The sequence below is a fragment of the Streptomyces sp. NPDC048483 genome (assembly GCF_040651455.1).
Lineage (GTDB): Bacteria > Actinomycetota > Actinomycetes > Streptomycetales > Streptomycetaceae > Streptomyces.
On the sequence record NZ_JBEZJZ010000008.1, the window covers coordinates 81,532 to 101,298 of the forward strand.

The 19,767-nt window shown below is 72.7% G+C and carries 16 protein-coding genes; 8 read left to right on the top strand and 8 right to left on the bottom strand.

Annotation, left to right across the window (positions count from 1 at the left end; all coding sequences use genetic code 11):
• Positions 1-21 precede the first annotated feature (21 nt).
• The 3 genes from AB0D04_RS06730 to AB0D04_RS06740 are packed head-to-tail and all read left to right on the top strand — an operon-like array spanning position 22 to position 3,013.
• Positions 22-873, top strand: a complete 852-nt coding sequence (locus tag AB0D04_RS06730; protein WP_362700078.1) for an enoyl-CoA hydratase — start codon at positions 22-24, stop codon at positions 871-873.
• On the top strand, positions 873-2,033 hold the full coding sequence (locus AB0D04_RS06735; RefSeq protein ID WP_362700080.1) for an acyl-CoA dehydrogenase family protein: 1,161 nt from the start codon (positions 873-875) through the stop codon (positions 2,031-2,033). Before AB0D04_RS06730 ends, AB0D04_RS06735 begins: the two co-directional genes overlap by 1 nt.
• Entirely contained in the window at positions 2,033-3,013 is a 981-nt protein-coding gene (locus AB0D04_RS06740) for an acyl-CoA dehydrogenase family protein (RefSeq protein WP_362700082.1), read from the top strand. Before AB0D04_RS06735 ends, AB0D04_RS06740 begins: the two co-directional genes overlap by 1 nt.
• On the opposite strand, the gene AB0D04_RS06745 is transcribed toward AB0D04_RS06740, so the two are convergent.
• The 3 genes from AB0D04_RS06745 to AB0D04_RS06755 form a co-directional block, all read right to left on the bottom strand.
• Positions 3,010-5,244, bottom strand: coding sequence for an MMPL family transporter (locus tag AB0D04_RS06745; protein WP_362700084.1), 2,235 nt, complete (start codon positions 5,242-5,244; stop codon positions 3,010-3,012). The genes AB0D04_RS06740 and AB0D04_RS06745 overlap by 4 nt on opposite strands.
• 171 nt (positions 5,245-5,415) lie before the next feature.
• On the bottom strand, positions 5,416-5,643 hold the full coding sequence (locus tag AB0D04_RS06750) for a hypothetical protein (RefSeq protein WP_362700086.1): 228 nt from the start codon (positions 5,641-5,643) through the stop codon (positions 5,416-5,418).
• Entirely contained in the window at positions 5,640-5,969 is a 330-nt protein-coding gene (locus tag AB0D04_RS06755) for a winged helix-turn-helix domain-containing protein (RefSeq protein WP_362700088.1), read from the bottom strand. Before AB0D04_RS06755 ends, AB0D04_RS06750 begins: the two co-directional genes overlap by 4 nt.
• A 111-nt stretch (positions 5,970-6,080) precedes the next feature.
• Here AB0D04_RS06755 and AB0D04_RS06760 point away from each other — a divergent pair, with 111 nt between their 5' ends.
• Entirely contained in the window at positions 6,081-7,175 is a 1,095-nt protein-coding gene (locus tag AB0D04_RS06760) for a hypothetical protein (protein ID WP_362700090.1), read from the top strand.
• 43 nt (positions 7,176-7,218) lie between these two features.
• Here the strand turns inward: AB0D04_RS06760 and AB0D04_RS06765 are convergent, their stop codons facing one another.
• Together AB0D04_RS06765 and AB0D04_RS06770 are read right to left on the bottom strand one after the other, a co-directional pair.
• Positions 7,219-8,274 carry an acyl-CoA dehydrogenase family protein gene (locus AB0D04_RS06765; protein ID WP_362700092.1) on the bottom strand — a complete coding sequence of 352 codons (1,056 nt, stop codon included), beginning with the start codon at positions 8,272-8,274 and terminating at the stop codon, positions 7,219-7,221.
• Positions 8,271-9,926 carry a FadD3 family acyl-CoA ligase gene (locus AB0D04_RS06770; RefSeq protein ID WP_362700094.1) on the bottom strand — a complete coding sequence of 552 codons (1,656 nt, stop codon included), beginning with the start codon at positions 9,924-9,926 and terminating at the stop codon, positions 8,271-8,273. The genes AB0D04_RS06765 and AB0D04_RS06770 overlap by 4 nt, the downstream gene beginning before the upstream one ends.
• Before the next feature lie 138 nt (positions 9,927-10,064).
• Between AB0D04_RS06770 and AB0D04_RS06775 the strand changes: the two genes are divergently transcribed.
• Positions 10,065-10,679, top strand: coding sequence for a flavin reductase family protein (locus AB0D04_RS06775; RefSeq protein ID WP_362700096.1), 615 nt, complete (start codon positions 10,065-10,067; stop codon positions 10,677-10,679).
• On the opposite strand, the gene AB0D04_RS06780 is transcribed toward AB0D04_RS06775, so the two are convergent.
• Positions 10,580-11,212, bottom strand: coding sequence for a PadR family transcriptional regulator (locus AB0D04_RS06780; protein WP_362700098.1), 633 nt, complete (start codon positions 11,210-11,212; stop codon positions 10,580-10,582). The genes AB0D04_RS06775 and AB0D04_RS06780 overlap by 100 nt on opposite strands.
• A 186-nt stretch (positions 11,213-11,398) precedes the next feature.
• Between AB0D04_RS06780 and AB0D04_RS06785 the strand changes: the two genes are divergently transcribed.
• The 3 genes from AB0D04_RS06785 to AB0D04_RS06795 are packed head-to-tail and all read left to right on the top strand — an operon-like array spanning position 11,399 to position 14,252.
• Complete coding sequence (locus AB0D04_RS06785) at positions 11,399-12,526, top strand: LLM class flavin-dependent oxidoreductase (RefSeq protein ID WP_362700100.1); 1,128 nt, start codon at positions 11,399-11,401, stop codon at positions 12,524-12,526.
• Positions 12,523-13,272, top strand: a complete 750-nt coding sequence (locus AB0D04_RS06790) for a glucose 1-dehydrogenase (protein WP_362700102.1) — start codon at positions 12,523-12,525, stop codon at positions 13,270-13,272. Before AB0D04_RS06785 ends, AB0D04_RS06790 begins: the two co-directional genes overlap by 4 nt.
• Positions 13,272-14,252 carry an alpha/beta hydrolase gene (locus AB0D04_RS06795; RefSeq protein ID WP_362700104.1) on the top strand — a complete coding sequence of 327 codons (981 nt, stop codon included), beginning with the start codon at positions 13,272-13,274 and terminating at the stop codon, positions 14,250-14,252. Before AB0D04_RS06790 ends, AB0D04_RS06795 begins: the two co-directional genes overlap by 1 nt.
• A gap of 53 nt (positions 14,253-14,305) precedes the next feature.
• Here AB0D04_RS06795 and AB0D04_RS06800 read toward each other — a convergent pair whose 3' ends face one another.
• Both AB0D04_RS06800 and AB0D04_RS06805 read right to left on the bottom strand, forming a co-directional pair.
• The gene (locus tag AB0D04_RS06800; RefSeq protein ID WP_362700106.1) at positions 14,306-15,241 is read right to left on the bottom strand and encodes an alpha/beta hydrolase; all 936 of its coding nucleotides are present in this window, start codon (positions 15,239-15,241) and stop codon (positions 14,306-14,308) included.
• Complete coding sequence (locus AB0D04_RS06805) at positions 15,238-19,644, bottom strand: hypothetical protein (protein ID WP_362700108.1); 4,407 nt, start codon at positions 19,642-19,644, stop codon at positions 15,238-15,240. The genes AB0D04_RS06800 and AB0D04_RS06805 overlap by 4 nt, the downstream gene beginning before the upstream one ends.
• Between the last annotated feature and the right edge of the window lie 123 nt (positions 19,645-19,767).

A 19,767-nucleotide genomic window follows, 5' to 3' on the forward strand; every position in this document is an offset into this window, starting at 1 on the left:
TCAGGGAAGGAGGGGCGGGGAATGACCGCTGCCCACGACGACGGGCCCGTGCGGTACGCACGCCAGGGGCCGATCGCGACCGTCACCATGAACCGGCCGGACTACCGCAACGCCCAGAATTCCGCGATGACCTACGCCCTCGACCGGGCCTTCTACCGCGCCGCGGACGACAGCGACGTCAAGGTCGTCGTGCTGGCCGGCGAGGGCCGGCACTTCTCCGCGGGCCATGACATCGGCACGCCCGAACGCGATGCCCACCTCCCCTTCGACCGCGCGGCGGGGCTGTGGTGGGACCACTCGGACAAGACGGGGGCGGAGAGCCGGTTCGCCCGCGAGTCCGAGGTCTATCTGGGTATGTGCCGCCGCTGGCGGGAGCTGCCCAAGCCCGTCATCGCCTCCGTACAAGGGGCGTGCGTGGCGGGCGGGCTGATGCTCGCCTGGATCTGCGACCTGATCGTCGCCTCCGACGACGCCTTCTTCGCCGACCCCGTCGTCCGCATGGGCATCCCCGGCGTCGAGTACTTCGCGCACCCGTGGGTGATGCCACCGCGCATCGCCAAGGAATTCCTCTACACCGGGGACCGGATGAGCGCGCGGCGGGCGTACGAGGTGGGCATGGTCAACCGCGTCGTACCGCGTGCCGAACTCACCGGCTGCACCGAGGAGTTGGCACTTCGCATCGCCGAGATGCCCCGACTCGGGCTGGCCCTGACCAAGCGTGCCGTCAACCAGGCCGAGGATCTCCAGGGCCTGCACACCGGCCTGGACTCCGTGTTCGGCCTGCACCACCTCGCGCATGCGCACAACGCCGAGACGGCCAGTGACCCGCTCGGCGGCATGGACGTCAAAGCGATGAAGGAGGCGGGTGCGTGATGGATCTCGACTTCACGGCCGACGAGGACGCATTCCGGGCCGAGGCCCGCGCCTGGCTCGCCGACCACACACCCGCCACGCCCCTCCCCTCACTCGAGACCGAGCAGGGGTTCGCCGCCCACCGCGAGTGGGAGCACCAACTCGCCGCGGACCGCTGGTCGGTGGTCTCCTGGCCCGAAAAGTACGGCGGCCGGGGCGCGTCGATCCTGGAGTGGCTGATCTTCGAGGAGGAGTACTACGCCGCCGGCGCGCCCGGCCGGGTCAGCCAGAACGGCATCAACCTCCTCGCCCCCACCCTCTTCGAGCACGGCACCGACGAGCAACGCGCCCGCGTCCTGGGCCCCATGGCGGGCGGCGAGGTCATCTGGGCGCAGGCGTGGTCGGAGCCGGAGTCGGGCTCGGATCTGGCATCGCTGCGCTCGACGGCCGTACGGACCGCGGGCGGCTGGCTGCTGAGCGGCCAGAAGACCTGGTCGTCGCGGGCCGCCTTCGCCGACCGCGCCTTCGGCCTCTTCCGCAGCGACCCGGCCACGCCCAGACCCCACCAGGGGCTCACCTATCTGATGTTCCCGCTGGACGCGCCGGGGGTGACGGTCCGCCCCATCGGCCGCCTGGACGGCAAGCCCGCCTTCGCCGAGCTCTTCCTGGACGAGGTCTTCGTCCCCGACGCGGACGTCATCGGCGAGCCGGGGCAGGGCTGGCGGGTCGCGATGAGTACGGCGGGCAACGAGCGCGGGCTGACGCTGCGCAGTCCGGGCCGTTTCACGGCGGCGGCCGACCGGCTGGCCGCCCTGTGGCGCGAGGCCCCGGACCCGGTGCTCGGCGAGCGGGTCGCCGACGCCGTGATCGGCGCCCGCGCCTACCAGCTGTTCACCTACGCCAACGCCTCCCGGATCGCTGCCGGAAGCTCGATCGGCGCCGAGTCGAGCCTGAACAAGGTCTTCTGGTCCGAGCTGGACATCGCCCTGCACGAGACCGCACTGGACCGGCTCGGCCCATACGGCACCCTGGCCGACGACGCCGCCGAGGCCCCCTCACACGGAAGTTGGGCCGAGGGCTACACCTTCTCCCTCGCGGGACCGATCTACGCCGGCACCAACGAGATCCAGCGCGACATCATCGCCGAGCGGCTGCTCGGCCTGCCGAAGGGACGCCGGTGATGCGGTTCCTCCTGACCGATGAGCAGCGGGAGTTCGGCCGCACTCTGGACGGCATGCTCGGCGCGTCCGGCACCCCGGCCGCCGTACGGGCCTGGGCATCCGGGGACCACAAGCCGGGGCGCCACCTGTGGGCGCGGCTCGCGGAGGCGGGGGTCTGGGGGCTCGCCGTCCCCGAGGAACACGACGGGACGGGACTGCTGCCCGTCGAACTGACCGTGGCCTTCGGCGAGTTGGGCCGTCATGCGGTGCCGGGTCCGTTGGCGGAGACGGTGGCCGCGGCGGCCTTCCTGGACCGGCTCGGCGAGGAGGCGGCGGCCGGCGAGTGGCTGCCGCGGATCGCCACCGGAGACGCCGTCGTCAGCCTCGGCATCGGGGGCCCGTACGTGCTGGACGCGGACGCCGCCGACGCCGTGTTCGCCGTCCAGAACGACCAGGTCCGTATCACCCGACGCCACGGCGCCGTCCAGCCCTCCCTCGACCCGGCCCGCCGGCTGGCCCGCCCCCTCGACGGCACCCTGCTCGCCCAGGGCCCGGCGGTGGCCGCGGCCGCCGCGCACGCCACCGATGTCGCGCGGCTGGCCACGGCGGCACAGTCCCTCGGTCTGGGCCGCGCCCTGCTGGCCGAGACCGTGGCATACGTGAAACAACGCACCCAGTTCCAGGTCGCCATCGGCTCCTTCCAGGCGGTCAAACACCGGCTCGCCGACACCCTCATCGGCCTCGAGTTCGCCCGGCCCCTGGTGCATGCGGCGGCGCTGGCGGTGGCGGCGGGCGCCCCCTCGGCGGGCCGCGACCTCGCCGCGGCAAAGGTGGCGTCCGGCGAGGCGGCGTACGCGGCAGCACGCACCGCACTCCAGCTCCACGGCGCACTCGGCTACACCGAGGAGCTGGACCTCTCCCTCTGGATCCGCAAGGCCCGCGCCCTACGGGACGCGTGGGGGACGCCGGCCGAGTGCCGGGCCCGCGTCCTGGCGGACTAGTTCGACGACGGGGCCTGGCGCGCTTCCCGGGGCCCGCGGCGTCTTCTCGTACGAGGCGCCGCGGGCCCGTTACGCCAGGCCCGCTCGCCCAGCAGGACCATCGCGGCGGGCAGCAGCACCCCCCGCACCACGGTGGCATCCAGCAGCACCGCCAGCGCCATGCCGAGTCCCAGCATCTTGTACTCGATGGCCGACAGCGTGAGAAAGACCAGGAAGACGCCGGTCATGATGAGGGCGGCGCTGCTGACCACGCCCGCGCTGGCGGCGATGCCGGAGACCACGGCGTCCCGGGGTGTGGCGCCGCCGAGCCACCGTTCCTTGATCCGGCTGAGGATGAAGATGTGGTAGTCCATGCTCAGCCCGAACAGGACGATGAACATGAACAGCGGCAGCCAGCTGACGACGCCGCCGTAGGACGTGAACCCGAGCGCCGATTCCAGGTTGCCGTCCTGGAACACCCACACGAGCACTCCGTAGGCGGCCCCGATGGACAGCAGGTTCAGCAGGATCGAGGCCAGGGGCAGGGTCCAGGACCGGAACGTCACGGCGAGCAGGAGGAACGCCAGGGCGAGAATGAACCCGAGGACGAGGGGCGTTCTGCTGTTCACCTGGCGCGCGAAGTCGTGCGGGACGGCGGTCTTTCCGGTGACGGCGTACCTGACGCCCGGCACCGTTCCGAAGGTGGCGGGGAGTGCGTGGTCGCGCAGGGTGGCCAGGGCGCGGTCGGCGTCCGGGTCGGTGACGGCGCCGCCGAGCGGCACCCGTATCACCATGGTGTTCCCCACCGGCAGCGCGGTGATGGGCTCGTGGAGGGCTCCCTGGCTGTGGGCGGCCCGGCGGTGCAGCGCGTCGAGGGCCTTGCGTGCCGGGGGTCCGTCGACGGGCATGCCGTCCGTCCGGTCGATGACGACCCGCGCGGCCGTCGCCGCCCCCGGGAACGCCCGTTGCATCTCCCGCGCGGCGTCCACCGCGGCCGAGGCGCCGGGCGGCAGGCTGGCGGTCACCGCCGCGTCCTGGAGGCGGAGTCCCAGCGCGGGGACGGCCATGAGGACCAGGACGACGGCCATCGACAGCCCGGCCGCCAGGGGGCGCCGTACGACGGCCCGTGCCACGCCGCCCCAGAACCGGGACTCCTTGGGCACCGTCATCCGCTTGCCGAGCCACGGGACGCGCGCCGAGTCGACCCGGTCACCGAGCGCGGCGAGCAGCGCGGGCAGCACCGTCACCGAGCCGAGCACCGCCAGGCCGACCACCAGCACGGTGCCCGCGGTCAGGCCTTTGAAGACGTCCACGCCGGTGAACAGCAGGCCGAGCATGCAGATCATCACGGTCAGTCCGGACGCGACGACGGCGTGGCCCGAGGTGGCCGCCGTGATCCGCAGCGCCTCGCGCACGTCGTGCCCGGCGGCGCGTTCCTCCCGTACCCGGCGCAGGTAGAACAGCGAGTAGTCGATGCCGACGGCCATGCCGATCAGCAGCACGATCGCGGAGGCCGCGCTGTTGAACGGCACCCATTTGCCTATCAGTTGGAGGAGGCCGAAGGTGGCCGCGACGGTGGTCGCCGCGACCAGCAGCGGTATCCCCGCGGCGATCAGCGAGCCGAAGACGGCCAGCAGAATGAGCAGGGTGAGCGGGAGGGACGTCGTCTCGGCGTGTTTCAGGTCGCCCTTGATGCCGTCGTTGACCGCGTCGGAAAGGCTGCTGTCGCCCGCCTGGAGGAGCCGTACGCCGGGGTGGCGCTTCTGTACCGCCGTGACAGCCCGCTCGGCGGTCGCGTAGTGGTCCTCGAACTGCTCGTCCGGACCGCGGACTTCGAAGGTGACGAGGCCGGAGCGGCCGTCGCGGGAGATCCAGTGGGCGCCGTGCGCGCCGAGCGGTGACCCGACCTCGCTCACGGCGTGCGGGGTGCGGCGCATCTCGGCCACCAAGTCCCTGGTGGTAGAGGTCAGTTCGGGGTCGTCCGCGAACCGGCCGGCGTTCCGCCCCCGTATCAGGACGTTCTCCCGGATGGAGTCGCCGCTGCGCTGGGCATCGACCCGCTGCTGGGCCCGCCCCGCCTCTCCGGGGTCGACGGCATGGGCCCCCTCGCCGCCGGCCGGCGCACCGGCGAGCAGGGCGAGGACGACCAGCGCCAGCCAGCCGGCGATCGCCGCCGTGCGATGGCGTGTGGACCATCCGGCCACGGTCGCGACCATGCCCGGCCGGGCGCCTGGTTTGTTTTCGGGCAGCATGAACTACCCTCCTGTTCCTGGTGGATCGATCCTGTGGAACCCGCCTGTCGGCGGGGTGGTCCGGCCGCCGTTACGGGGCCGTCGAGTTGCCGCTCGACGGCCCCACGGCCGGGTTTGCGAGGTGCTGCAGACGGGGCTGCTCGGTCCGACCGCCCGGTCCGGCTCCTTGGTCTACTCGACGTCCTTGAGGATCCTTTCGATCGCCTCCAGCCGCCGCTCGATGCGCTCCTGCCCCGCCGTACCGGCTGCGACGAGCTTGCGGTACTCGCCCTCCCTGGCCAGCTGCGCCTTGGCCCGTTGGCTGATCGCCACCTGCCAGATGACGGTGACGACGGTGACGGTGAGCAGCACGAAGATCCCGATGGTCCCTATGATTTCCTGCCACTGGTGGTACTTCATCGTGACGGTCCTTTCTCGATGGTCAGCGTCTCCACGGCAGTGGCGAGCCGTTCGGGTGTGAGATGAACCGAGAAGGGGTTCACCTCGTAGAACTTCATGGCTTTGCCGTCGTCCGACACCTGGATCCGCGAGGAGACCAGGCCGGCCGCCTCGAGCTTCTTCAGATGGACCTGAAGGAGCGCTCGGGCGATGCCCAGCTCGCGGGCCAGTTGGCTGACGTAGTTCGGCCCTTCCTGGAGCGCGGCGATGACGCGCACCCGGTGGGGATTGGACAGGGTCGCCAGCATGCGGACGAGGGCGTCGCCGGTCGGCGCGGGGTCTTTCATGGCAGCCTCCAGCACATGCCAATTTACGTTAGCAGGTGCCTAGTTGTCATGGCAGGCGAGGGCAGGCAGGGGACAACTGGACTGTCAGTGGCAGCAGTTAGGGTGCGAAGCATGACTGATCACCGAATGATGCGCGGCTTCGCCGGCCACACCCACGGCTTCCAGGACACCTCATCCGTCATCGAACTCGACGGTGTTCTCGTGGTGGTCAGCGTGGACGTCGACGGAATTCTGTGGACCTGCGATCTGCGCAGCGGGAAATGCGCGCAACGCCCTCTGGAACTCGACGCGGCCCGGCCCGAGGACGACTGGTACCGCGAGGTCGGCCTGTTGGAGGACGACGAGGAGAAGGAGAACGAGGACTGGCGCCAGGTGCGCGAAACGAACGCCGGGCAGACCGTCTCCCTCTTGACGGCGGCGTATCTCGACGGACGGCCCGTGATCGTCACCGGCGGCGGGCGGTTCGACCTTTCCCACTTCGACGAGGAAAGCATGGGCGGTGCCGTGCGGGTCTGGGATCTGCGTACCGGTCGCAAGATAGGCAAGACGCTGACCGGCCACGGTCTGGGCGTCGGCTCGCTCACCACGGTTGCGTACGAGCGAGGGCTGCTCGGGGTCAGCAGCTGCGAGGAGGGGAAGCTGCTGGCATGGGATCTGACCACCGGTGAATGCTTCGCGGAAATCGAGGGCAGCTACAACGGGGGCATGGGCGCCGCCCGCATCGGAGGCCGTCCGCTTGCTGCCACCGGAGGGCACGACTCCTTCGTCGAGGTGTGGGACATCCTCGGCGAGGAGCGGCTGGGAGAGCCGCTGACCGGCATCGAGCCCGTCGTCAGAGCCCTCGCGATCACCGAGATGGACGGTCGCACCGTGGTCGTGGCCGGCGGCGACGACCGCAACGCGCTGCAGGTGTGGGACCTGGCGCGCCAGGAGCCGGTGGGATCGCCCATGACGGGCCACACCGACAGCATCCAGACGCTGGGCACCGCGACCGTCGCGGGGCGGGCCATCGCCGTGACCGGCAGCAACGACGGCACCACCCGTGTGTGGGACCTGGCCCGCGGTGAACAGCTCGGGGAGCCGTTCACCGGCCACCACCTCCAAATGGTCACCGAGATAGCCGGTAGGCCTGTCGCCGTCACGAACTCCGGTGACGGCATCCGTGTATGGGACCTGACGCTCGCCGCCCCCGCACCCCGGGACTGACCCCGGTACGACGGGGGCGGGGCGCCCGATCAGCGGCTCCGGCTCACACGAGCAACCCCAGCTCCTCCGCGAGCCGTTCACGATGCCGGGCCGGGGCGCCGAAGAGCTGCCCGTCCCCGTGCGCCCGCTTGAAGTAGCGGTGGGCGTCGTGCTCCCAGGTGATGCCGATCCCCCCGTGCAGCTGCACCATCTCCCCCGCCACCGCCGAAAACGCCTCCGAGCAGGCCGACTTGGCGACGGCCGCGTAGCGGGGCAGCTCCGGTGCGCCCTCGGCGGCCGCGAAGGCGGCGCCCAGCGCGGCCGATCGCGCCGCCTCCACCTGTACGTACGCATCCGCCAGCCGGTGCTTGACGGCCTGGAAGGAGCCGATGGGGCGGCCGAACTGCACGCGCTCCTGGGCGTAGGACACGGTCAGCTCGAGGCAGCGTTCCGCCGCGCCCACCTGCTCGGCGGCGAGCGCCACACACCCGAGGTCCCGGACCTGCCGCAGCACGCGGTCGCCGTTGCCTTCCGTACCGATCAGGCGCGCCGCAACCCCGTCGAGGACGATGCGCGCCTGCGGTCGCGACGTGTCCATGGGCACCAGCCGCTCGCGCCCCAGCCCCGCCGCATCCACCGCCACCTCGAACAGCGAGATCCCCGCCTCCGCGCGGGCGGCGACGATCAGGACATCGGCATCCGCCCCGTCCAGGACGTGCTCCTTGACACCGGTGAGCCGCCACCCGTCCGGGCCCCGGCGCGCGGCGGCCCGTACGGCATCCGGCTCCCACGACCCGCCCTCCGCCCAGGCCAGCGCCCCCACCGCGCTTCCCTCGGCCAGCCCCGGCAGCAGTTCCGCATCCCCCGCGGCGAGCAGGGCCTGCGTCGTCAGCACCGCCGAGCCGAGGAAGGGTACGGGAGCCGGCGTCCGCCCCAACTCCTCCATGACGACGTGGACTTCGAGAGCGCCGCAGCCCGCTCCCCCGTACTCCTCGGGCACCGCCAGCCCCGCCACCCCGATCTGCCGGGTCAGCGGCCGCCAGGCCGTCTCACCAGGGTGACGGACGAGCAACGCCCGTACGGCGGCCCGGAGTTCCTGGTGTTCCTCGGTCAGCCTCATGCGCCGGGTTCTCCTTTCCTCGCCGCGCGGCGCAGCTCGCCCTTGAGGATCTTGCCGCCGGCGTTGCGGGGCAGTTCGGGTACGAGGTGATAGTGGCGCGGCACCTTGAAGTTCGCCAGTCGTTCGCGCGTCCAGGCGGTCAGCTCGTCGGGGTCGGGGACGGTGCCCGCGGCGGGCACGACGAAGGCGACGCCCACCTCGCCGAGCCGTTCGTCGGGGGCGCCGACGACGGCGATGTCGGCGACGGCGGGGTGCCCGCGCAGCACTTTCTCCACCTCCGCCGGGTAGGCGTTGAAGCCGCCGACGACGTACATGTCCTTGATCCGGTCGGTGAGGGCGAGAAAGCCGCGGTCGTCCAGCACGCCGACATCGCCGGTGTGCAGCCAGCCGTCGGGGTCGATGGCCCGGGCGGTGGCCGCCGGGTCGTCGAGGTAGCCGGGCATGACGTGGTAGCCGCGGACGACCACCTCGCCCGGCTCTCCGGTGGGCACCGGCTCCCCGGCCGGGTCGACGATGCGCAGCTCCGTACCGGGCAGCGGCAGGCCGACCGTGTGCGCGACAGTCCAGGCGTCGGCGTCGGTCGGGCAGACCGTCACCACTCCGGCCGATTCGGTCAAGCCGTAGGCGGTGAAGACGTCCGGGGCGCCGAGCACCTCGCGGATCTCCTGGACGAGTTCGGTGGGGACGGTGGCGGCGCCCGTCCCGGCCAGCCGGAGGGCGGTGAGCGGGTGGCGGTCGCGTTCGGGGTGGTGGATCAGGCCGTGGAAGACGGTCGGCGGGCCCATCAGCACGCTGACCGATTCATCCGCCATGCGCCGCAGGATGCGGTCGGTGTCGTAGACCGGCTCGGGCAGCATGGTGACGCCGCGCAGCAGGCAGGCGAGGATGCCGGCCTTGTAGCCGAAGGTGTGGAAGAAGGGGTTGACGAGGAGGTAGCGGTCGCCCGTGCGCAGGGTGACCAGGCGGGACCATGTGTCGAAGACGCGGAGGGTCTGGCCGTGGGTGGCCATCACGCCCTTGGGGCGGCCGGTGGTGCCGGAGGTGAAGAGGATGTCGGCGAGGTCATCGGGGCCGACCGCGTCGGTACGGGCGGTGAGCGCGGCGTCGGTGACGGCGCGGCCGGCCGCCAGGTAGGCGTCGAAGGTCGTGGTCGACGGGGTGTCCTCGGCCGGGTCGGCGTCGTCCCTCAGGATGACCGTGTCGCTCAACCGGCCAAGGTCCTCACCGGAGTTGTGCAGCATCGCGGCGTAGTCGCGGCCGAGGAATCCGCGCGTGGTGAACAGCAGGCGGGCGCCGCTGCGACGCAGGATGTCGGCGGCCTCGGCGGCTTTGTAGCGGGTGTTGAGGGGGACGAGGACGGCGCCGACGGAGACGGCGCCGAGGACCGCGGTGATCCATTGGCGGCTGTTGGGGGCCCAGACGGCGATCCGGTCGCCGTGCCGTACGCCGTGGGCGAGGGCGGCCCGTGCCGCGGCGGTGATCTCCTGCGCCAGCCGGGCGAAGGTCCAGCGGACCTCGCCGTCGGCGAGCGCCTCCCGGTCCCCGTACGCCTCGGCGGCGTACTGCACCAGCCGCGCGATGGTGGCCGGCTCCGACGCGACCGGCGCCAACTGGTCAGGCGGCCCTTGGTGGTTGGTGTGTGCGCTGGTCATGGCCTCCCGCTCCCTTGCTCGGAGGTGGCGGCCGCGGTCCCGTGCGGTGCCGCCTACTTGACGTGCGGACGTGGCCGGTATCCAATCACAGTGTTTCGGTTAGGCATATACCTAGTAGGAATAACCTGGGAGGCAGTGATGTCCATCCTCACCCCTGACACCCCCGCGCCGCCCGTCGCCCCGGCGCCCCGCGTCGACGACGCGGCCATGCGCGACGCCCTGAGCAGCTTCTGCACCGGCGTCGCGGTAATCACCGTGCGCCGGCCCGACGGACGGCCCGCCGGTATGGCGGTGCAGTCCTTCGCGTCGGTGTCCCTCGACCCGCCCCTGGTGTGCTTCTGCCCGGCGAAGACCTCCACCACCTGGCCGAAGATCAGCGCCGCCGGGCGGTTCGCGGTCAATCTCCTCGCGGCCGACCAGCAGGAGCTGTGCCGCCGGTTCGCGGTCACCGGCGGGGACAAGTTCACCGGCGTCGACTGGCGCGCGGGCCTCAACGGCGCGCCGCTGCTGACCACCGCGCCGGCGACAATCGAGTGCGATCTGGTGGACACCCTGCCGGGCGGCGACCATGTCATCGCGCTGGGCCGGGTCACCGCACTCACGCCCGCGGACCGGGTCCGGGACGCCGATCCGCTGCTCTACTTCCGCCGCGCCTACGGGAGCCTGCGCCCCTTCTCGCCCGTCCCGCCGCGCTCGCCCATCTCCTCCAGGTCGGCCAGCATCGCGTCGGCCAGATCCCGCTCGGAGGCGTAGTACCGCTCCGACCACTTCAGGACGAGCGACGGGTAGGCCCACTCCTCCTTCTCCCGGGCGCCCGCCGCGTCGACCTCGGCGCGCTGCCGCATGGTCTCCGCGTACTCCCGGTGCCGGCCGAGCACTTCGCGCATCTGGTCACCCTCGAGCAGATGGCCGAGCCAGAGCCGCAGCATGACGCCGTGTTTGAGGACCGGGGGCTCCACCGACGCCTCGCGCGCCCAGTGGCGGACCGCTTCCATGCCCTCGTCGGTGATCAGATAGACCCGCTTGTCGCGGTTGCCGGTCTCCTGCGCGACCATCCGCGAGGTGACATAGCCGACCTTCTCCAGCCGCTTCAGCTCGCCGTAGATCTGGCTGAAGGACGGGCTCCAGTAGAAGAAGCGCAGCGACCAGTCCGACCATTTCTTGAGGTCGTAGCCGGACAGCTCCTCGCCGAACGAGAGCAGCCCCAGCACCGCCCAACTCGTTGCCGGCAGCGCCGGGCGCCCGTCTTCACCGGCCTTTGCGCCGCTCGCCTTCTTGTCCGTCACGTTCCGCAGTCTACGGTCCGCGTCCGCCCCGGAAGTGGGGCACCTCCCGGACGGAGCCCGGAGGGACGGAGGGCCCGGAGGGACGGACATCGCCCATTCCACTTCCCCCACCCCTCCTATTCCTGCTAGACATATTCCTATTAGAAATAACTTCTGCTGTAGCCGCAGCAACCAGGAGGCAGTTCCGTGAAGTTCTCGATGATCTTCGAGGCTCAGCTCGCCCACCCCACCCCCGAACGCGAACACCAGGTCATCCGCGACTGCGTCGAACAGGCCGTGTACGCCGAGGAGATGGGCTTCGACCGCATCTGGGCGGTGGAGCACCACGCGCTGACCCAGTACGCGCATATGAGCGCCTCCGAGATCTTCCTCACCTGGGTCGCCGCGCGGACCTCCCGCATCCGTATCGGGCACGGCGTGGTGACCATGCCGTTCGGCTACCAGCACCCCGTACGGGTCGCCGAGCGGGCCGCCATGCTGGACGTGCTCTCCGGCGGACGCGTCGACATCGGCGCGGGGCGCGGCGCCACCAAGCAGGAGATGTCCATGTACGGGGTCGACCCCGCGGACACCTACCCGCAGATGGAAGAGGCGCTGCGGATCTTCGCCAACGCCTGGCGCGAGGAGCGGTTCGAGTGGCACGGGTCGATCGACATCGGCCCCGGCGCGATCCTGCCCCGCCCCGTACAGGCCCCGCACCCGCCGCTGTTCATGGCCTGCAGCAAGCACGACACCCTCAAGCTCGCCGCCGAACTGGGCATCGGCGCGCTGGTGATGGGCTTCGCCGGGGCCGATGACGTACGCGAGATGCGCAAGGTCTACGACGAGGCGGTCGCCACCCGTGGTGGTGACCGGCTGGTCTCCACCGAGGTCAACAACCACTTCTCGGCGCTGTGCCCGACCGTGGTGCTGGACGACGCGGCCGCGGCGTACCGGATCGGCACCCGCGGCCAGCGGTTCTTCGCCGAGTCCATCGCCCACTGGTACGGCAACGGCCCCGCGCCCACCGGTGACGAGGAGGGCGAGGACCATGTGGCGGCCATGGCCGAGGGCCGCGAGCGGCTGGTCGCCAAGCTGCACGAGGCGAACATCCCGGCGCGCCCGAACGACACCGGCGCCTACAACGCGCAGCACGCGTACGGCACCGCGCAGGACGCCATCGCCTATGTCGAGCAGCTGCGCGAGATCGGGGTGGACGAGGTGATGTGCCTGATCCAGATGGGCACCGTGCCGCAGGAGGCGTGCATGGAGACCATCCGCCAGTGGGGCGAGACGGTGCTCCCGCACTTCCGTGCCCTCGAGGAGCGCGCATGAGCGCCGGCGGGCAGCGCCTCGACGGCAAGGTGGCCGTGATCACCGGCGCGGGGCGGGGCCAGGGCGCGGTCGAGGCGCGGCTGTTCGCCGAGGCGGGCGCGCGCGTGGTGATCACCGATGTACGCGAGGAGGAGGGCCGCTCGGTCGCCGCCGAACTGGGCGACGCCGCCGTCTTCGTCCGGCATGACGTCACGGAGGCCGCCGGATGGGCGACCGTCACCGAGACCGCGGTGGAGTCCTTCGGCCGGCTGGACATCCTCGTCAATAATGCGGCCCTGTGGCGCACCGCCCCCGTCGACACCGAGACCGAGGAGAACTTCGCGCTGCTGCTCCGCGTCAACCTGCTCGGCGCGTTCCTCGGCATCAAGGCGGTGGTTCCGGCGCTGCGCACGGCGGGCGGCGGCTCGATCGTGAACATCTCGTCGACGGCCGGGCTCAAGGGCCTGCCGCAGCACGCGGCGTACGGGGCGAGCAAGTTCGGGCTGCGCGGCCTGACCAGGTCCGCCGCCATCGACCTGGCCGGTGACCGGATCCGGGTCAACTCGGTGCACCCGGGAATGATCGACACCCCGATGGTGGCGAGCGTGCTGGGCCCGGAGCGCCGCGAACAGGAGTACCCGCGGGTGCCGTTGCGGCGCATCGGGCAACCGGACGAGGTGGCGGAGCTGGTGCGCTTCCTGGCCTCGGACGCATCCGCGTACATCACCGGCGCCGAATTCGCCGTGGACGGAGGACTGACCACCTGATGACCGCCGCAACCGGATCCCGAGCCCCCGACCCGCTTTCCCCCGCAGCCCGCCAGATATGCGACGCGATGACGGCGAACTTTCCCGATCCCGCGCGCGGGCCGCTGGACGCCGCCTCGCTGCGCCGCGCCACGGGCGCCGGCGCCGGCCGGCCCGTCCGGGAGGGGGTCGCGACGGAGGACCGCAGCGTCCCCGGGCCGCCCGGGGCACCCGCCCTCCCGGTACGCCTCTACCGCCCCGAGGCCGAAGCCACCGGCCCCCGCCCCCTCCTCGTCTTCTTCCACGGTGGCGGCTGGGTGATGTGCGACCTCGACACCCACGACGGCCTGTGCCGCGAACTCGCCCTGCGCAGCGGCGCGTTGGTGATGTCGGTGGATTACCGTCGCGCGCCGGAGGACCGCTTCCCGGCCGCCGCCGAGGATGCGTACGCGGCCACCCGGTGGGCCTTCGCGCAGGCGGCCGGGCTGGGCTGTGACCCGGACCGGGTGGCCGTCGGCGGCGACTCCAGCGGGGGCGGGCTCGCCGCGGCGGTCACCCTCATGGCCCGCGACCGCGGCAGCCGGGCCCCGGCCGCCCAACTCCTGCTCTACCCGGCCCTGGACCACCGCCTGGCCGGCGACTCGGCGGCCGACTACGCCACCGGCTACTTCCACACCACGGCCCATATGCGCTGGTACTGGGAGCAGTACCTGGGCCCCGACGGCGACCCCGCCCACCCGTACGCCTCCCCCGGCCTCGCCCCGGACCTGACCGGACTGCCGCCCGCCCTGCTGGTCCTGCCCGAGTGCGATCCGCTACGGGACGAGGGGCGCGCGTACGCCGAGGCCCTGCGTGCGGCGGGCGTCGAGGCCCGTGTCGACGAGCACGGCGGCACCTTCCACGGATTCCTGGGGGCGCTCGGGTATCTGCCGGCCGCGGAGGCGGCGGTCGCTGCGGCGGGCGAATGGCTTGCGGGGGTGCCGGGCGCAGCGACGGCGTGAGCGGCGGCGACGGCGGGGCCCGCCGCCGCACCGGGCCCTGCCGTCGCGCCTCGTCACCGGACCGTGCCGAGGAACTCCTCCACCCGATCGGCGATCCGCTCCGGGAACTCCCCGTTGATCGCGTGCGAGGCGTCGGGCCAGACCTCGACCGTACCGCCGGGCACCGTACGTGCCCGCGCGGCGGCCTTGTCGGGGTCGTGCGCGATGCTCCTGCCCGCGATCAGGGCCAGTACGGGCACGCCGATGGCCCGCAGTTCGTCGTCGCGGGGCAGGACCGGGGCCGGGAAGCGGGTCGTGAAGTCACGCATTCCGGAGGCGATCAGCCGGCCCTCGATAGGGTCCCCGGCGTCGTCGATACCGCCCGAGATCCACCCCAGGAGCCGGTTGCGCAGCCGCTCCGGCATGCCCGGGATCACGCTGCCCAGCGAGACCACGAGCATCTTCCAGCTCAGCCGCGCAAAGGAGTGCGCCGGATCCAGGGTGATGACGGAGGCGAGGCGTTCCGGGCGGTGGATGGCCACCTGGAGCGCCGGCCACCCTCCGATGGACACCCCCAGCAGATGCGCGGCGGGCAGTTCCAGGCCCGCGAGCATCTCGTCGATCCACGCCGCCTGGTCCGCGCCCGATGTCAGCGGCGCGGACTGCACGCTGCACCCCGGCTCCCCGAGCCCGTCGACCGCGCACACCGTGCGCCCGCCGCGGGTCAGCCCCGCCAGGTTCGTCCGCCACAGCGGAGTGCACGAGCCCCGGCCCGGCATCAGCACCAGCGGCACGCCCTCCCCCGTACCGAACCGGTACACCCGGACCGCCCCGAAGGCCGTCTGCACCATGCGCTGTTCGTCCGGTTCGGGCAGCCGGCCCATCGCTTCCTCGTAGACCGCCGCGAACCGCTCGAACGCCGCCGCGTCACGGAACGCGCCGATCCGCCGCCGTCCCCACTCGGGTCCGATCCGCGCGTCCGGAAAGCTCGCCTTCCTCGACTCCCTCAACCCAGCGGTTCCTTGGCGGCGTGCGCGAGCAGGGCGCCGACGGTGACGGGCGAGCCGGGCATCGGCCAGTTGGTGTCGTAGCCGGTGATCGCGGCGAAGAGCCGCTGCCAGGCGGCGTGGTCGGTGCCCAGGTGCTGCGCGGCGAGGGCGGCAAGCTCCTTGGTGGCGTCCTGGACCGCGGTCCGCATCGGGGCGGGGAGTTCCTGGCGGAGGCTGGCCTCGGCGAGGTAATGGAGGACGGTGTTGGCGCCTTCGGCGCGGTGGACGAGGTCGCCGGGGGTGAGCAGGCCGCGTTCGAGGAGAGAGTCCAGCGTCACCCCGAACTCCTCGCGCCTGTCCGACCTGCCGGGGACGGCGATGAGCGCGCGGGCCAGGCGGGGGCTGCTCCGGGCGAGAGCGCCGTCGAGGGAGGCCGACGCCACCTCCTCCGGAGCGTCCGGGAGGCCGCGGAGCGCATCCCAGGCCGCCCGCGGGAAAGGCTTCTCTTCCTGCGCGCGGAGCAGGACGTCCCAGTCGCGGACGTAGGGAAGGCCCAGGATCTTGTGCTCCTCGAGGTATCTCTTACAGGTCCGGAGCCTGGTGACCAGCCGCTCCATGCTCAGCTCACGGTCGAGCCGGGCGGTGAGCACCGCGTCCGGGTCGGGCGCGGCCAGCGCCTTGGTGGCGGCCTTGGCGGCACCGGTGCTCAGCAGGCCCCGGTCGATGAGTGAGCGCAGATGGTCCGGGCCGCCGTGGCGCAGCGAGTTGCGCGCGGCGAGGAGATGGTCCAAGAGCGGGAGCTGTGTGCCGAAGGACGCGAGAGCACCCTCGACGACGTGGGAGTCTGCCGCCTCAACCGCCAAGCGGTCGTCCTGCAGAGAGCTCTTGCCGAGGGAGACGCGCAGCCGTGTGCGCAGCTCCGGGGCGAGCGGGAGGAGGTCGTCGGGGCCGGTGACGGCACGCCCCTGAGGCCGGCGGGAGAGGATGACCCGGCGGATCTCGACCGGGGACCGGGCGTACATCGCGTAGTTGAGGGCGGTGTCGTCGAGGGTCAGCAGGCGCCACCGCAGGTCCGGGTGGCACCTGGCGGCGTACGTATTTCCGGCGAGGGTGAGCAGTGCGGTCCGGTCGCCGCGGGCGAAGACATGGTCGACGAGGGCGGCGGTCACATGGTTGCGCGCACATGCCTTCTCGGTCAGTGTGGCCGTTGCCCCGCAGGCCAGTTGCGTCATCACGGCGGCGAGGGCGTCGGCGTCCGCATGGAGCAGAAGCCCGGCCGCGGCGGGCGTCAGGGTCAGGGGGGCTGTCCGGGCCGCGCCGTCGGCATCGTCCGTGTCGGCATGGTCCAGCAGTTCGGCGAAGGGCCGCTCGGCCCATTCGGTGTCCATGGCCACGAGCGCGCGCAGCCAGCGCCCGGGGTCGGCGCCGAGCCGGTCGGCGGCCAGGCGGCGTACGGCGCGCAGCTGCGCGGCGACCCTGCCGCGCTTGAGCCAGGCGTCGGGCAGCGGGGCCAGTTCGGCGGCGGGCCGCCGGGCGACCATCTCGCTGGGCGCGATATGGCCGGTGCGGCAGGCCGCCAGTTCCTTGGTGGCGCCCCGGTCGGATCCGTCGAAGTGCTGGTAGGCGGGTCCCTTCCGGGAGGCCAGCAGCTCGGCGGCTTCGGGGGTGCCGTGCGCATGGCAGGCCTCGTCCAGCCAGCCGGGGTGCCGGTGCCCGGGGATGCGGGAGGAGTCGGTGTCGGCAAGCTTCTTCAGGACGACGGGGTCGGTGGGCAGCGGCGCGTGCGGCACGAGACTCCGCAGCAGGTCGGCGGCGGTCACCGCGGCCTCGGTGTCCAGGGTCCGGTCCAGGCGATGGCGGTCGACGTAGCGGGGTTGCTTCGAGGGCGGTGCGGGCGCGGGCTCCTGGGCGGCCGCCCTGGCGTCGGCGGCGTGCCGGCTCGCGTCGAGGCGGGCCAGTTCCTCCGCGTCCGGCCTGGGGCCGGCCACCTGCGCGGCGACGGTGATCAGCTCGGCGAGCGTACCGGTGAAGGTGCCGAGGAGGTTGAGCGCGACGACCCAGGCCTCGGGGTGGCCGGCCAGGTGCTCGTGTGCGAGGCCGATGGCGTGCCGGCGGGCCGCCGTGACCTGCGATGCGTGCCAGTTTTCGTGGAGGCTCGCCACGACCGCCGCCGCGGGCCGGGCGGTGTCGACGAGCCGTTCGGCGGCGAGCGAGCCCTGCCGTACCGCGTCGGTGAACCAGCGGGAGGGGCCGGGCCACGACGCGGCGCGCAGATACGCGATCGGCTCGAATGCTCCGTCCTGGGCATCGTCCGCTTCCCGCTGGGGCCTCGCCGCGGTGAGCGCCCACCGGATCTCGTCGTCGACGTCCTCGTGGCGCAGGAGTTCCTCGAGGGGCTCGGGTTGGAAGGTGTGCCGGTGATGGGCGGCGATCAGGCGCGCGAAGTCGTAGGCATAGGGCTCGTGCACGATGGTCCGCATCAGTCGCCGGGTGGCGTTGCGTCCGCGCGGCTGCGCGAAGAGGCCGGGCAGCCGGCCGGTGTCCTCGTACGGTTCCATGCCGGCCCGGAGGCGGGCCACGCCGTCGCGGTGGTCGAGCGCGGCGAGGGTGTCCTGGACCAGCTGCCACCCCTGGACGGCCTCGGGGAGCAGGCCGACCAGCCGGCGTACCGCGTCCGGGCCGCCGCGCTCCCACACCCGGACCACCGCGAAGCGCAGCGCCGCGTCAGGGAGGTGCCGCCAGGCGCGGTGCACGAGTTCGGGATCGCCGCTGGTCACGGCCGGTGTGAGAAGGAACTTGTCCTTGGCGGCGAGGAGTGCGGCGCGCAGGCCGGCGTCGAGCGGGAGCAGATCGCTGCGGCCGGGGGTACGCGGCACGCCGGAGGCGATCGCACGGCGCAGCGACAGGGTGGCCTTCTGGTTGAGGTACACGGCCGCGTTGACCGTGGGCTCATCGCCTTCCGTCAGCCGGCGCAGATCACGCGCGCCGAGCGCGACATTGCCCCCGATGGCGGCCCATGCGCGGGGATCGGCCGCGGCGAGCGCGGTGTCGAGGGCATGGGCCGGCAGCGCGCCCTTGCCGAGCAGGGCGTGCCGCAGCTCGTCGGGGAGGTGCGGGAGGAGGTCGCGCAGGTCGTCGGGCTCGGCGGCGTACAGCAGGTAGCGGTACGGCTTGGTCAGGGCGGGCACCTTGGCGGTGGGCGCAGGTTCGGGGACCGTACCGTCGGCGATGTCTGCCAGGAGGTCGGCGAGGGTGCCCTGGTAGCGGGACAGGGCGGTGCGCAGGGTGGCCCAGCGGCGCGGGTCGGCGCCGAGGTGACGGCGTAGCAGGGCGCGCAGGGGTGCGGCGGGGGCGCCGGTCCCGAGTTCCACGAGGGTGCTCACCGCCGTACGGGCGGGGCTGACGGCATCGAGGACGGCCGACCCGGTTGCCTCGTCGGCCCGGTCCAGGGCGGCGGCGAGCCGGGCGAGTTCGGGGTGGCCGGGGGTGTGGGCCGCGGCGCGCAGTACGGCGGGGCAGGGGCGGGCGGCGTCGGCCACGGCGGCGGGGTGGGCCCGGTAGAGGTCGGCGAGCAGCGGCTCGGGGCAGCCCGGGTGGGCGGCGAGGGCACCTACGGCCGACTCCGGCAGCGAAGCCTCCTGATGTGCCGTCAGTAGCGCATCCCAGTCCAGGGTCCGCCGCCATACGGGCCCGGACTCCTCGCCCGCCCGAAGGCCGGCGATCAGCCCCTCGGCTCCCTCGGCGTCGGTGACGGCGGCGCGCAGCCGCTCACCGCCGTCCTCCGTCCCGAGGGCGGCGCGGGCGAGTTCCGCAACCGGCGTACGCAGCAGTGCTGTTGAGGCGTTGTCGGCCGGGGAATCCAGCAGGGCCCGCAGGCGTTCGGGGTGCGGGAGCAGCGACAGCACGCCGCGCAGCTGTTCCGCGGTGGTCAGCGCCGGGCCGCGGGTACGCAGGGCGTACTCGGCCACCTCGGGTACGTCGCTGACCACGGCCGCGGCGACGAAGTGGGCGAGCCCGGGCGGGTCCTGGACGGTCGCCCGGATCCGGTCCAACAGGGGCTTGAGGGCAGTGGGGTCGGGGTGCCGGCCGGGCTCGAGAATGCGGCGCCGCATCCAGGGAAGCGCCGCCGGGTGCTCGTACACGGCCTGGTCGGCCACGGGATCGGGCCGTTCGAGCAGCGCCGTCAGATCGTCCTCGGTGAGCCCGTCGGCCCGGACCACCTCCCGCCGTACGCGGGCGTCCGGATCGGCGATCGCCTGCGCACGGGCCTCGTCACCGAGGCGCACCCAGGTGAGATAGCGGGGCTCCGCCTCCCCCAGCCGATGGCGTATCCGCCCGGCGTCGCCCGGTGCCGCGCCGCCGAGCAGAAGGGCGAGCAGCTGTGCGCCGCGGTGGTCGTAGGGGGTGGTCGAGCCCGATGTCACCGGTCGTGTCCCTTGCATCCGTGGTCCGATTGCCTCGTGGGGATCACCCCATCACATGCGGGGCGGGCAGATGGCCGGGGGCGGTGTCCCGGGCTCATGCGCGGGCTCGCACTTTCGGGCTCA

Coding starts and splice junctions, on each gene's coding strand:
- AB0D04_RS06740 (WP_362700082.1), top strand. CDS start 2,033: ATGCGGTTCCTCCTGACCGATGAGCAGCGGGAGTTCGGCCGCACTCTG.
- AB0D04_RS06750 (WP_362700086.1), bottom strand. CDS start 5,643: ATGAAGTACCACCAGTGGCAGGAAATCATAGGGACCATCGGGATCTTC.
- AB0D04_RS06755 (WP_362700088.1), bottom strand. CDS start 5,969: ATGAAAGACCCCGCGCCGACCGGCGACGCCCTCGTCCGCATGCTGGCG.
- AB0D04_RS06745 (WP_362700084.1), bottom strand. CDS start 5,244: ATGCTGCCCGAAAACAAACCAGGCGCCCGGCCGGGCATGGTCGCGACC.
- AB0D04_RS06770 (WP_362700094.1), bottom strand. CDS start 9,926: ATGACCAGCGCACACACCAACCACCAAGGGCCGCCTGACCAGTTGGCG.
- AB0D04_RS06765 (WP_362700092.1), bottom strand. CDS start 8,274: ATGAGGCTGACCGAGGAACACCAGGAACTCCGGGCCGCCGTACGGGCG.
- AB0D04_RS06730 (WP_362700078.1), top strand. CDS start 22: ATGACCGCTGCCCACGACGACGGGCCCGTGCGGTACGCACGCCAGGGG.
- AB0D04_RS06735 (WP_362700080.1), top strand. CDS start 873: ATGGATCTCGACTTCACGGCCGACGAGGACGCATTCCGGGCCGAGGCC.
- AB0D04_RS06795 (WP_362700104.1), top strand. CDS start 13,272: ATGACCGCCGCAACCGGATCCCGAGCCCCCGACCCGCTTTCCCCCGCA.
- AB0D04_RS06775 (WP_362700096.1), top strand. CDS start 10,065: ATGTCCATCCTCACCCCTGACACCCCCGCGCCGCCCGTCGCCCCGGCG.
- AB0D04_RS06790 (WP_362700102.1), top strand. CDS start 12,523: ATGAGCGCCGGCGGGCAGCGCCTCGACGGCAAGGTGGCCGTGATCACC.
- AB0D04_RS06760 (WP_362700090.1), top strand. CDS start 6,081: ATGACTGATCACCGAATGATGCGCGGCTTCGCCGGCCACACCCACGGC.